The 12,932-nt window shown below is 50.9% G+C and carries 9 protein-coding genes and 1 other annotated feature; of the genes, 6 read left to right on the forward strand and 3 right to left on the reverse strand.

Annotated features, from left to right (window positions below):
• Window positions 1–546 precede the first annotated feature (546 nt).
• The 3 genes from QZT18_RS17850 to QZT18_RS17860 are packed head-to-tail and all read right to left on the reverse strand — an operon-like array spanning window position 547 to window position 3,505.
• A complete protein-coding gene (locus QZT18_RS17850) occupies window positions 547–1,278 on the reverse strand; it encodes a hypothetical protein (protein ID WP_294150007.1) in 732 nt (243 codons plus the stop codon).
• A gap of 15 nt (window positions 1,279–1,293) precedes the next feature.
• Window positions 1,294–2,007: a DUF5058 family protein gene (locus tag QZT18_RS17855; RefSeq protein ID WP_294150010.1), complete on the reverse strand. Its 714-nt coding sequence runs from the start codon at window positions 2,005–2,007 to the stop codon at window positions 1,294–1,296.
• A gap of 58 nt (window positions 2,008–2,065) precedes the next feature.
• Window positions 2,066–3,505 carry an amidohydrolase gene (locus tag QZT18_RS17860; protein ID WP_294150012.1) on the reverse strand — a complete coding sequence of 480 codons (1,440 nt, stop codon included), beginning with the start codon at window positions 3,503–3,505 and terminating at the stop codon, window positions 2,066–2,068.
• Window positions 3,506–3,770: 265 nt separating this feature from the next.
• On the opposite strand from QZT18_RS17860, the gene QZT18_RS17865 reads away from it, so the two are divergent.
• The 6 genes from QZT18_RS17865 to QZT18_RS17890 all read left to right on the forward strand — a co-directional run bounded on the left by QZT18_RS17865 (window position 3,771) and on the right by QZT18_RS17890 (window position 12,718).
• A complete protein-coding gene (locus QZT18_RS17865) occupies window positions 3,771–5,114 on the forward strand; it encodes an HTH domain-containing protein (RefSeq protein WP_294150014.1) in 1,344 nt (447 codons plus the stop codon).
• 71 nt (window positions 5,115–5,185) lie between these two features.
• Window positions 5,186–5,498, forward strand: a binding site (T-box leader).
• Window positions 5,499–5,605: 107 nt separating this feature from the next.
• Window positions 5,606–8,017 (forward strand): leucine--tRNA ligase, encoded by a 2,412-nt coding sequence (gene leuS, locus QZT18_RS17870; RefSeq protein WP_294150015.1) that lies wholly within the window; start codon window positions 5,606–5,608, stop codon window positions 8,015–8,017.
• A gap of 190 nt (window positions 8,018–8,207) precedes the next feature.
• Window positions 8,208–9,830, forward strand: coding sequence for a sensor domain-containing diguanylate cyclase (locus QZT18_RS17875; RefSeq protein WP_294150018.1), 1,623 nt, complete (start codon window positions 8,208–8,210; stop codon window positions 9,828–9,830).
• A 126-nt stretch (window positions 9,831–9,956) separates the two neighbouring features.
• Window positions 9,957–11,279 (forward strand): 4Fe-4S dicluster domain-containing protein, encoded by a 1,323-nt coding sequence (locus QZT18_RS17880; protein ID WP_294150019.1) that lies wholly within the window; start codon window positions 9,957–9,959, stop codon window positions 11,277–11,279.
• Between the two features lie 48 nt (window positions 11,280–11,327).
• The gene (locus QZT18_RS17885; RefSeq protein ID WP_294150021.1) at window positions 11,328–11,804 is read left to right on the forward strand and encodes an LURP-one-related/scramblase family protein; all 477 of its coding nucleotides are present in this window, start codon (window positions 11,328–11,330) and stop codon (window positions 11,802–11,804) included.
• Window positions 11,805–11,839: 35 nt separating this feature from the next.
• On the forward strand, window positions 11,840–12,718 hold the full coding sequence (locus tag QZT18_RS17890) for a L,D-transpeptidase (protein ID WP_294150024.1): 879 nt from the start codon (window positions 11,840–11,842) through the stop codon (window positions 12,716–12,718).
• Window positions 12,719–12,932 lie beyond the last annotated feature (214 nt).

Consider the following 12,932-nt stretch of genomic DNA (forward strand, 5'->3'; position numbering starts at 1 on the left):
TATGCACTTCGAAGAGCGCGAGCGTTTCCCGAAGGAACTTTTTCTGCCCGGATTCACCACTCGCGACAACCTGAAAACCGGGACTGAAGACTCATAACCTCCCCCTCACCATCCCGAACCCCGGCCTAACGGCGGCGTTCTCATTCCTCAATTAAATCCCTATTTCATACCTGAGCGTCAACAATATCAAGAAACCCCGTCTAAACGGGTTGACATCCCCGGCGATTATGTTAAATCCCTGTTTAGCATAAATGCAAAAATAAGGAATAGTAGGCTGAATGACATACCAGAGAGCTGCCGGAAGGTGCGGGGCAGATATGAATATTTCAATAGAACTCGCCTTGGAGCAGCCTGTTGAAGGGAAGATGCGCGGCCATTCCGGCCGGAATCATGAAACCTGCGGAGCAAGAACCGGTGTGAAATAGAGTGGTACTGCGCAGCGTGTAATCTAATAGCCCCTTATAGGGGCAGAACAGGCCACCGGCTAAGCCGGTGGCCATGACTGGAAGTTTTTAACGGCCCCATGATTGAAGACGGTAAACTGGATTAACAGGCTGATCCGCCGACACTGTCGGCGCTCACATCGACCATCGTAATAAGACCTTTCTTATGGAGTACATAGGCCCATCCGATTGCCACCGGGATGGATATCAGAATGGCAATGCCCTGATAGGACTGCATGTCCGGGATGAAGAGCAGCGCCAGAACGGAGAGGAATGCCGGGGCGATGGCTACCAGGGATTTGTTTTTAATATATTTATCGGAGGATTCTCTGCCAAACACACCCATGACCAGGGCGCCGATGAGGGCGGGAACGATATACTGGATGGCGGTTCTGAATACGGGCTGGGTCAGAACCGGGGCCAGGGGTTTTAAAAGCACAACTCCGAGGGCGATAATAATCGTTGTTTCGATCGAAGAAAGCGACACGGCCATTGTCGACACGGCATCGGCCTCCTGGGTGTTGGCTTCCACGCCCGCGATCTGCTGGGCGGAGATGACAACCGGAAGTTTCAGGCTCATTACATTTCCCGTGATGAAGGTAATATAGGAAGAAGAGCCGAGAATCGGGGCGTAACCGATGATTTCCGCAAAATCAATCGGAAGCATCAGGGCCAGCAGCCCGGCGCCGGACTGGATAATTGTCCCGGGATTGGGGAAACACTTGTAAACTATGCAGATGATCGTTGGAATTCCAAGCATAAACCCGACGGCAATCAAAGAGCCAATCCGGCCGATTCGGTGTACGCTGTCAATATATTTCTTATCTTCATTCATATTTATACCCTCCGATTAAAAAAGTTGAGTCCACAAAACTGCGGATGCCATTCCGAGAAGCAGTGTAAACGCCATGACGAAGTCTCCCAGCCATGACCAGCCCATTTTTTTGCCGATCAGGGCAAGAAGGTAGGAGATGCCGACGCTGGAGATAAGAACCATTGTGGCAACCTTTCCCTGGAAAATCTGGAAAGGAATCAGGACCGCCATCAGGGCCAGCATCAGGGAACCGTTGATAATCTGCCCGAAGGAGCTTTTGGACTGTCCGAGCTTACTCACACCGGTAATAATCTGCTTGCCGAACAGGGCGTTGATAATGACGCCTGCGATAATACCCATACTCATGACAAACATGATGGCGCAGAATGTGGATGCCTCCGACTGGGCCGCCGATGTAATATCGGTAAAGCCCATGGCGGATGTTGCCAGCTCCGCCGCAATCAGTTCATAGGAAACATCTCCTACAACGCTTAAACGGAACCAGGACCACGGTATTCCAATCACGGCGGTGAGGGAAACCAGCCCGACGATGACGGCCAGTGAGGGAACGATGGTGACTAAAAGCGTATTTTTGTGAATCTTTGCAATGCTCTCCCGGGAAATGCCGAGTTGTATCGCCCTTCGGTAAGATTTAATATAGAAGACTATACACAGGCCGACCATGAAAAGCAGCCCGGCGATTACCAGCGTGTAAAGCAGGCCGCCGCCCGATACATCAGAATATGTCATAATTTATTTCCTCCTTTGTTTTCAAAGAAATGCACTCTCTATTTTCTGGATTGGCCGTTCAGTCCGTCTGTGACTGCGCCTCAGGCGTCACTTCGGGCGGAATCGGACAGACGTAACCTCCTGGAACCGTGGCTTTCAGTTCGGCCTTTGCTTTTTCTAACAGCTCCGGCTCTTCCAAAAGACGGCAGGCCGTGTATGCCATGACTTTTCCCGCATACAGAAGGCCTTCATGCGCAATGGGGCTGTTGGCCTGGGCGGTAAGCTGCCAGGAATGCTCCGGGGTGCCGAGAACGGCGGTTGTTGCAACCATCTGTGCGGTCGGGACGATATAGGATACATCCCCTACATCGGTGGAGCCGGGCAGACAGCAGGAGAGAGGGTGGTATCCGAACGCCTTGCCTAAGAGCACGCGATCCGTGAGGGAGGCGGCTGCTTCGGGTTCACAGTACATGGTGAGATGTTCAAAAATGGTGCCCTTATCCTCCACACTAATGGAATTCGTCATCGCGGCTGCGAATTCTTCGGCCTGCCGGCTGAATTGGATGCCGCCCAGTTCCAGATTGCACTCACCCATGACAGAGGAGAGAATCCGGTTGGGAATATAGTCCGAAAGAGCGCTCTTAACCTCAACGGTCAGCGTGGTTTCGGTCATCATGGCGGCTCCCTGCGCAACTTTTACAACGCGGGGGTAAATCTCCATAATCTGGCTGTTCTTTGGTGCACGTATGTAATAGTAGAGCGTTGCGCTGTCCTGGACCACATTCGGGGCGGAGCCGCCCGTATCCAGAAATGCATAGTGGATTCTGGCCTGATCAATAATATGTTCCCGCAAAAAGTTGACGCCCACATTCATCAGTTCCGCGGCATCCAGCGCGCTGCGCCCAAGATGAGGGGAGGAAGCGGCATGGGCGGAGACGCCCTTAAATTTAAACAGAACACAGTAGTCGGCCAGGGATGAGGCGGCAAAGATTCCGGTGCAGGAATCGGGATGCCAGGTGAGAGCGGCATCCAGTGAATCAAAAATGCCTTCCCTTGCCATAAATGCTTTACCGCAGCCGGATTCCTCTGCGGGACAGCCGAGATAAACAACGGTGCCTGTGAGGCCTGTTTCTTTCAGATAATCCTTAAAGGCAACCGCAGCGGCGAGGGAACCAGCTCCCAGCGCATTGTGGCCGCACCCGTGCCCGGCGGCTCCCTCGGAGACGGGACGCTTAACCGCAGTCATGGCCTGCTGGCTGAGGGACGGCAGGGCGTCGTATTCACCGAGAAAACCGATGACCGGACTGCCGTGGCCAAAGGTTCCCCGAAACGCCGTCCCGATACCGGCGATACCGCGCTCCACCTGAAAATCTTCCCGGATCAGGGCATCAATTATAATATCGGATGATTTGAATTCCTCAAAACCCAGTTCCGGGTTTTCCCATACCTGTTCACTCACCCCGATGAACAGGTCCTTTTTTTCCTCTACGAACTTACAGATATTTTCTTTTACTCCCATTGACAAATTCTCCTTTGTTTAAAAATTCCCTGAATACAGCGGCATGCACACCGGCGGAAAAGTATTTAAAGAATGGTTTAAAGAACGTTCTTTTTATATGATTATATATACGCAAGGTACTGTTGACAATGTCTATATTAGATAAAAAATAGAAGAAATATTGTACAAATTGCATAATCATGACGGCTGCATTGCTTGACATTCACTATGATAGCCTGTATGATAAACGTGAAAATAAAAATAAAATTCGGGGGTTTAGTGATTCATGTGCTATAAAATTGCAATGTTGCTGAAACCGGCTCTGATCGATTATTGTAAAGAACAGATGAAGGAGCCTCCCAGGGGAGTCGAACTGACCTATATCCCATACACTGAGGCAAAAGAGTTTGAGAAGGTCAGCTATGACATCCATGAGAATTTTGATGGGGTAATCACCAGCGGTTCGTGGCCGGATTCCATTCTGGAACGCCTGGAGTGGACGAAAACGATGTGCAAATCCTATTTTGATTTTGATATAGAAAATACATACCGCCTCATTTTAAGCGAACTTCTGCTCCATCCCGGCCTGAGCATCGAACAGATTGGCATTGATGTCCTCGGCAGCAGGTGGACGCTTGGTGAAGTGATTCTTGAGGATCGGATGCACTCCCTGGTGGATGATATGGAGAGAGATAAGAAGAGCGTAGATTCTTATGAGGATATGGAGCTGGAAGAGCAGAGGATGACCGATGAATACCTGATGCTTTTTAAAGAGGGCAGAATCCGGTCGGTTCTGACTTCGTCTTTGTATGTGGCCGATGCCCTGAATGCAGAGGGCTGTTCCTGCAGCTATATTTTCCCCAGTCTCAATATGATGAATTATGTGATAGGGAATGTCTGCCACGCGATTGACTTAAAGCGCGCCCGCGGCGGCAGTCCGGCCGTGATACGGATCGATCTGCATCTGGATGCGGAGGAGAACACCTATGAGAAGGCCCAGCGTGTGATTTCCCTGAAGAAGTCCCTGTCGGATTTTGTGCAGAGGGAATGCGGCAGACTGACGCTTAAAAGCGGGAACGAATATTTTGAGATTTATACGGTGCAGGAAGAGCTGGCCAGGCTGACAAACAGGTATACCGGCTGTCCGCTTACGGAATTCCTCGATAAGATGGAGCGTGAGGCGGTTTCGATTGGATACGGGGTCGGGGCGGATTTTTATCAGGCCCGTTCCAACGCGGTGAATGCGAGCAGTTATGCCCATAGCTGCCGGGACAAGACGGCAACCAGCTTTCTGCTGGATGAAGAAAACCGGCTTACGGAACTGTCTTCCGGTCATGAGGATATGCCGTCGGACAAGACGGGAATCCCCCAGGAGTATATCAACGAGGTGGCATATCAGGTGAAACTTTCCTCCGCCACGCTGATGAAGATTATCAATACGCTCAGAGCCGAGGGGACCAATGAGATATCCTCCACAGAGCTGATCAGCCGCCTGGGAGTGTCGCTTCGGACCGCGAACCACTATCTTGCCAATCTGAAGAACAACGGCAAGGCGGAGATTATCGGCAAGAAGAGACCGAATGGAAAAGGACCGAATATCAGCATTTATAAAATAGATCTTCCCTTTTAACCCGTATTCAGCCAAAACCCCGTCTAAACGGGTTGACATCCCCCGGCGATTATGTTAAATTATTGTTTAGCATAAATGCAAAGATAAGGAATAGTAGGCTGAATGACATACCAGAGAGCTGCCGGAAGGTGCGAGGCAGATATGAATAGTTCAGTCGAACTCGCCTTGGAGCAGCCTGTTGAAGGGAAGAGGCGCGGACATTCCGTCCGGTGCAGGGAAGTTCCTGTGTAGGCAGAGCCGGGATCCGGCCGTTATATGGAGTAGAAAGAGCATACCGTTTACCGCAAAGGCCGAACCGGCCGGAACCATGAAACCTGCGGAGCAATAACCGGTGTGAAATAGAGTGGTACCGCGTAGCGTGTAATATTGCCCTGCGTCTCTATGATAGTAGAGATGCAGGCTTTTTTTATATCATAGGATAGTGCTCCTGTGATATAAAAAGCTCTCCGGGCAGGAAGCGCTGCATATAAATTGAAACAGGAGGAAATGAAATGTCACAGTACAATCATACCGCCATTGAGAAAAAATGGCGTGAAAACTGGGAAAAGAACCCGATCAATGTAAATGACGGAGAGAAGGAGAAATACTACTGCCTTGATATGTTCCCATATCCGTCGGGAAGCGGCCTTCATGTAGGACACTGGAGAGGCTATGTCATCTCTGATGTGTGGAGCCGTTACCAGTTATTAAAGGGAAAATATGTCATCCATCCGATGGGCTGGGATGCTTTCGGCCTTCCGGCAGAGAACTATGCCATCAAGATGGGCGTTCATCCGGCTATCTCCACCGCGGAGAATGTAAAGAATATCAAACGCCAGATCGGTGAGATTGCGGCAATCTATGACTGGGATATGGAAGTAAATACCACGGATCCCGGATTTTATAAATGGACCCAGTGGATTTTCGTTCAGATGTTCAAAAAAGGCCTTGCCTATGAGAAGGAATTCCCGATCAACTGGTGCCCGTCCTGTAAGACAGGCCTTGCCAACGAGGAAGTCGTAAACGGCTGCTGCGAACGCTGCGGAACCGCCGTGACCAAGAAGAACCTGCGCCAGTGGATGCTCAAAATCACGGCATATGCAGAGCGCCTCTTAAATGATCTCGACAAGCTTGACTGGCCTGAGAAGGTTAAGAAGATGCAGACCGACTGGATTGGCAAATCTTACGGCGCAGAAGTAGACTTTAAGGTGGACGGAAGAGACGAGAAGATCACGGTTTATACAACAAGGCCCGACACCCTTTACGGAGCGACATTCATGGTCCTTGCACCGGAGCACAGCCTGGCGAAGAGCCTGGCTACGGACGAGACAAGGGAAGACGTGGAGAAATACATTTTTGACGCCTCAATGAAATCCAATGTGGACCGTCTCCAGGATAAAGAAAAGACCGGCGTATTTACCGGTTCCTATGCAATCAATCCGTTAAACGGCGAGAAGACCCCGATCTGGCTGTCCGACTATGTACTGGCAGATTACGGTACGGGAGCCATCATGTGCGTTCCGGCCCACGACGACCGTGACTTTGAGTTTGCGAAAAAATTCAATATCCCGATTATCCAGGTTATCGCTAAGGACGGCAAAGAAATCGAGAATATGACCGAGGCCTATACCGAGGCAAGCGGAGTCATGATCAATTCCGGCGAGTGGAACGGCATGGAGTCGTCCGTACTCAAACAGGAAGCTCCTGCCATGATCGAGGAGAGGGGACTGGGCAAAAAGACGGTCAACTACAAACTGCGTGACTGGGTATTTTCCCGTCAGCGTTACTGGGGAGAGCCAATCCCGATCATCCACTGTCCGAACTGCGGCAACGTGCCGGTACCGGAGGATCAGCTTCCGTTAGAGCTTCCGAAAGTGGAGAGCTACCAGCCGACAGGAACCGGGGAATCACCTCTTGCAGGTATTGACGAGTGGGTCAACACCACATGCCCGTGCTGTGGCGCGCCTGCAAAGAGAGAGACCAACACCATGCCTCAGTGGGCAGGTTCCTCCTGGTATTTCCTCCGCTATGTGGACAGCAAAAACAATGAAGAACTGGTTTCCAGGGAAAAAGCAGACAAATATCTGCCGGTTGACATGTATATCGGCGGCGTAGAGCATGCGGTCCTTCACCTTCTTTACTCCCGTTTCTATACGAAGTTCCTCTGCGACATCGGAGCCATCGATTTCGATGAACCGTTTAAGAAGCTGTTTAACCAGGGCATGATCACCGGCAAGAACGGTATCAAGATGAGCAAATCCAAGGGCAACGTGGTTTCCCCCGACGATCTGGTGCGTGACTACGGCTGTGACTCGCTGCGTCTCTATGAATTATTCGTGGGACCGCCGGAGCTGGATGCCGAGTGGGACGACAGGGGAATCGAGGGCGTATCGCGTTTCCTGAACCGTTTCCACAACCTTGTAATGGAAAATAAGGATAAGGATATTGCGGCGACTAAGGAAATGATTAAGCTCCGCCACAAGCTGGTGTTCGACATTGAACAGAGATTTGAGCAGTTCAGCCTGAACACCGTTATCTCGGGATTCATGGAGTATAATAACAAGCTCATCGACCTGGCTAAGAAAGAGGGCGGTATCGACAAAGAAACCCTCAGGACATTTGTAATCCTTCTGGCCCCGTTTGCACCTCATCTGGGTGAAGAACTGTGGCAGGTGCTGGGCGGTACGGACAGCGTATTCCACGAGACATGGCCGGAATGCGATCCGGAGCTGATGAAGGACGATGAGAAAGAGATCGCCGTCCAGATTAACGGCAAGACAAGAGCCGTCGTAACACTTCCCGCCGATGTATCGAAAGAAGACGCAATCGCGGCGGGCAAAGAGGCGCTCGGGGACAAACTGACCGGAAACGTAGTGAAAGAAATCTATGTACCGGGCAGAATCGTCAACATCGTAATGAAATAAGTGTAATGAATCAAGGATTCGATTGCAATAAAATAATGAACCGTATGCCCCATGGGCTTTTCATTGCAAATCAATAAAACAGCGCAGGCAATGCAGTAAAAACATTGCCTGCGAATTTTGTATAAAAGCAGACTTTTTTTCAAAACTATGGTAAAATATAAACAAAATAAGTAAATACAGAGGCAGAAAAATGAGTATTCCGGGGGAAGAGCTTATGGAGGCGTCAAAGCGAAGGGGAAAACGTAAAAGGATTATTTTTGCAGTCATTATTGTGGTTGTGAACATAGCGGTTGTACTGGCAGTCGGCAGGGTGGAACGAAATACGATCAACAAAAGCCTGACGGATCACGCGATGAGCGCAAAGGTCGGTTTTGAAGATGTCATGAACGATTATGAGCGCTCTTTCCAACTGTTTGTGCAGATGATGTCGCGGGAAATTGAAAACAATCCGGATCCCGATATTATATGGGATTATCTTAAAAATATCGACAAGAAGCTGCTTGCAATCGAGGGGGAGACGTATGACGGCCTGTACATGTATTACCGGGGCAGGTACCTTTACAGCTGGGATACCCCCTATTCCGTCTACGAGGAGAGCGGTTACGTGGCAACGGAACGTCCCTGGTATAAGGATGCTGCGGCCGGGATGGGAGGAATCGTTTTTACTCCTCCTTATATGAGCTATGCAAACCACTACATATTGACGACCATCTCCCAGCTCCAGCCGGACGGCGAGACGGTATTTGCCTATGATATCAAGATGGCCGATATCCAGAGCCTGGTTACTTCCATGGAGCAGTACAAAAACGCCCAGATGATGGTGTGCGACGGCAGCGGAACCGTAATCGGAAGCACCAAAGAAGAGTATCTGGGGGGAGATTTATATTCAACCCTGGACGAGGCGGCCTTGGCGGTGGAGACGGCAAAGAACGATTTGGCCGCGATTGCCGATCAGAATTCGGAGGAAGCGGTCAAGCTGAGGGAGACTGCCGATTCCGCAGCGGCTTTTTATGGATTCCGAAGCCAGTTTGAGGACGGCCTTCAGGCGGTCAGCCGGGGCGGCGGAGAATCGGTTCCTTTCAAGATGGACGGAAAGAAATATTACGGCTGTCTGCTGAAAGGAAACGGCTTTGATTTCCTGGTCTTTGTCCCGGCCGCTTCCATACTTACCGCGACGATGGACATCTGGCTGATTCCGATTCTCGTCACGGAACTGCTGCTTATCTATGTTCTGAGCCGTGTCAGCGTAGATCAGAAAAACAGGGAGCTGAAGGAGGCTTATGTGGAACTCGGACAGACGCAGAGGCGTCTTGAGATCGCGCTCAGCGCCGCCCAGAAAGCTGCGGCGGTCGACGATCTGACCGGAATGATGAATCTCAAATCCTTCCGCAAGGAGATGAACGAGGTTCTGGAGACGACCGAACAGAGCGGAATCCTGATTATGATAGATGGAGACCATTTTAAACAGGTCAATGATAATTACGGGCACAGCGTGGGAGATGAAGTGATTAAACTGACGGCACAGATGATCATCGGCCGTATCAGGACAATCGACCTTGCGTCCAGGCTCCACGGCGATGAATTCGCCATCTTTGTCGCCCACACTTCGGATTATTCCGTAGCGGAAAAGATTATGAAGGATATCAACGACACTCTGGCCGCGGAGGCAAAACGAAGGAATATGCCTTCCATCACACTGTCGGCCGGCGCTGCTGTCGTCAACCCCGGCGACAAATACTCGGTTGTCGCAAAGGCGGCGGATGCGGCTCTGTATGTGGCAAAGGAGTCGCACAACGGAGGATTTTCCTGTTAATAAATAACCTGTGTCCCTGCCTATGCCGGGGCGCAGGTTTTTTATTGCAAGAAAATCGTAAATGGAAAACGGATATTTTTTGTGTTATGATATAAAATATGACTTATCAGGAAAGGACTGACAGAAATGGGACACATTACATCAAAGGATGCCCACAAGAGCCTGGAGGAACGCATCAACTGGTTTACTCAGGGCGCTCCGGCATCGGATACGCTGTATAAGATTTTACAGGTGCTTTTTACGGAAAAGGAAGCCAGGGTTATGGCCATGCTTCCCGTAAGACCTTTTACACTAAAGAGAGCGGCTCATATCTGGAATACTTCGGAGGCAAAGGCGGAGAAGGTGCTCGACCATCTCTGCGAGAAAGCGCTTCTGGTGGATTCCTGGCATAATGGGGTCAGAAAATTTGTCATCCCGCCGCCAATGGCAGGATTTTTCGAGTTTGCCCTGATGCGCACCAGGGGCGATATCGATCAGAAATACCTGAGTGAGCTTTACTATCAGTATATGAACGTGGAGGAGGACTTTGTAAAGGATCTCTTCTATGCGACGGAGACAAAACTGGGCCGCGTGTTTGTCCAGGAACCGGTGCTCGGCAATGAGAATATGAGCCATATTCTGGATTATGAAAGGGCCAGCCATATCGTGGAGGAAGCGGATTATATCGGTCTGGGGCTCTGTTACTGCCGCCATAAAGCGGCTCATACGGGCCATCCCTGCGAGATAGACGCTCCGCTTGACGTCTGTCTGACCTTCGGCAATGTGGCCCGTTCCCTGGCGGAACATGGAGGACATGCCAGACTGATTTCCAAAGAAGAGGCAATGGACGCGCTGGAGCGTTCTTATGATGCCAATCTGGTGCAGATCGGCGAAAATGTGAGGGAATATCCGGCATTTGTCTGCAACTGCTGCGGATGCTGCTGTGAAGCGCTTCAGGCCGCCAGACGGTTTGCCCCGATGCAGCCGGTGGCGACGACGAATTACATTCCGGCAATCGATCAGAAGACCTGTATCGGCTGCGGCAAATGTGCAAAAGTCTGTCCTGTGCTGGCGGTTAAGATGGAGGATGAGTTATCTCCGGAGACGGGGGAGAAGACCGGCAGGAAGAAGGCGGTAGTGGACCGGGATATCTGTCTCGGCTGCGGCGTCTGTGTGAGAAACTGCCCGGTGGGAGCCATCCAACTGGAGAAACGGCCCGTACAGATTATCACGCCGGTCAACAGCACGCACCGTTTCGTGCTGCAGGCGATTGAGAAGGGAACCCTGCAGAACCTGATATTTGACAATGAGGCATTCGCCAACCACAGGGCCCTGGCCGCCGTCTTCGGGACCATCCTGAAGCTGCCGCCCGTAAAGCAGGCACTGGCAAGCAAGCAGTTTAAATCCATCTATCTGGACAGGCTTCTGTCCGCACAGATAGAAAAACAGAAGGTGGAACAGAAGCAGTAACGGCTACAAAAGAGACAAACACAAAGGACAAAAAAGAGGGAGGACCGGATGCCCAGATTATTAATCAGACAGAGAGTGTTTTCATGGAGCGATACTTATGATGTATACGGCGAGGATGAGAGTCCGCGGTATTTTGTGAAAGCCGAATTCCTGTCGCTGACCCACCAGATCCACGTCTATGACAGCCGTACGGGGGAAGAACTCGGCGCAGTCAGAGAGGCCTTTTTAACGCTGATGCCGAGATTTGAAATCGAGATCGGCGGACGGATTATGGGGCAGGTCGAAAAGCGGTTTACGCTGTTCAGGCCCAAATACGAGGTCGATTTTAACGGATGGCGGGTGGAAGGCGATTTCCTGGGATGGGATTACGGCATTTATAACGAGTGTTCGGCCATCATGCACATCGAAAAGGAATTTCTGCACTGGGGCGACACCTATGTGCTGCAATACGACGATCCGGAGGATGAACTTCTGGGTCTGATGCTTGTTATTGCAATCGATGCGGCAAACTGCAGCAATGGATAAATGCGGCAGATGCCGGAGGAATTGGTAATACAGGAATGGATATAGAATGGCTGAGCATGGACAGAAAGGAATTTGCCCTGATGAAAAAGAAGCACAGAGGAACCGATCGATTATATAAGAAAATCTGCCTGGCGGGACTTGCCGGGCTGATACTTGCGGCTGCAGGTCCCCGGACCGCATTTGCCGCAGACAACAGCGGCCAGGCGTACGGACCGGCCTGGGAGAGCGAACAGAAGAAAGCCGGACTCCTTACGGAACAGTCCGGGAATACGGAAACAGGAGAGGCCGCCGTCCCCTATAATGGAGACGTAAACACGCTCAAAGCGGCAAAGGAGGCCTCCCAGCTTATTGTAGCAGTGGGGAATCCTGCCGATCCCGCGCTGGGAACCCTGACCTGGTATAAAAAGAACCGGGATGGAGTGTTCGCACCCGCATTTTCCGTACCGGCAGTGAGCGGCATGAACGGGATTTCCGGAGACAAGAAGGAGGGGGACAAGAAGACGCCGGCGGGCGTTTACTCCTTTACCATGGCTTTCGGAATGAAAGATAACCCCGGAAGTATTCTTCCCTACCACAAGGTGGTAAACGGCGATCATTTCGTGGATGACGGAAACAGCCGGTATTATAACCGCCTTGTCAATGAATTTGAAGTCCAGAAGGACTGGACTTCCTCCGAGAACCTGATACGCCAGGCGCCGCATTACAACTATGCCCTGGTCCTGAATTACAACGACGGCTATGTGCCGGGAAAGGGTTCCGCCATTTTCCTGCACTGCCCGAAGGTTGCCAATAATACGGGAACCTCCGGCTGTATCAGCATACCGGAAGAGTATATGAAGGAGCTGGTACAAAACGTGGATCAGAATACAAAGATTATCGTAGTCCAGGAGGAAAAAGATCTGGCGGCGTATTAAGGCGCATTAAAAAGAAAAGAGCGAAATGTGCGGGCGGACCGCCTGAGTACGCTTTCCTTTTCAAATTCATAAGAGAATGTCATAAAACAATGTCATAAAAGAGTGGCACCATTTCCTTCTTCGCCGTCGGCGGGGGGAGATGAGTGCCTTATTTTATTGAGCGGCAATGAAAAGTTCGCGAAGCGTGCTTTTCGCTGTTGTTGTGAATAGTAAC

The organism is uncultured Clostridium sp., from assembly GCF_900547735.1.
GTDB lineage: Bacteria > Bacillota > Clostridia > Lachnospirales > Lachnospiraceae > Otoolea.

Excerpts from the sequence above, each read along its gene's own strand:
- QZT18_RS17850 (WP_294150007.1), bottom strand. The coding sequence starts at position 1,278 with ATGAATGAAGATAAGAAATATATTGACAGCGTACACCGAATCGGCCGG.
- QZT18_RS17855 (WP_294150010.1), bottom strand. The coding sequence starts at position 2,007 with ATGACATATTCTGATGTATCGGGCGGCGGCCTGCTTTACACGCTGGTA.
- QZT18_RS17860 (WP_294150012.1), bottom strand. The coding sequence starts at position 3,505 with ATGGGAGTAAAAGAAAATATCTGTAAGTTCGTAGAGGAAAAAAAGGAC.
- QZT18_RS17865 (WP_294150014.1), top strand. The coding sequence starts at position 3,771 with ATGTGCTATAAAATTGCAATGTTGCTGAAACCGGCTCTGATCGATTAT.
- leuS (WP_294150015.1), top strand. The coding sequence starts at position 5,606 with ATGTCACAGTACAATCATACCGCCATTGAGAAAAAATGGCGTGAAAAC.
- QZT18_RS17875 (WP_294150018.1), top strand. The coding sequence starts at position 8,208 with ATGAGTATTCCGGGGGAAGAGCTTATGGAGGCGTCAAAGCGAAGGGGA.
- QZT18_RS17880 (WP_294150019.1), top strand. The coding sequence starts at position 9,957 with ATGGGACACATTACATCAAAGGATGCCCACAAGAGCCTGGAGGAACGC.
- QZT18_RS17885 (WP_294150021.1), top strand. The coding sequence starts at position 11,328 with ATGCCCAGATTATTAATCAGACAGAGAGTGTTTTCATGGAGCGATACT.
- QZT18_RS17890 (WP_294150024.1), top strand. The coding sequence starts at position 11,840 with ATGGATATAGAATGGCTGAGCATGGACAGAAAGGAATTTGCCCTGATG.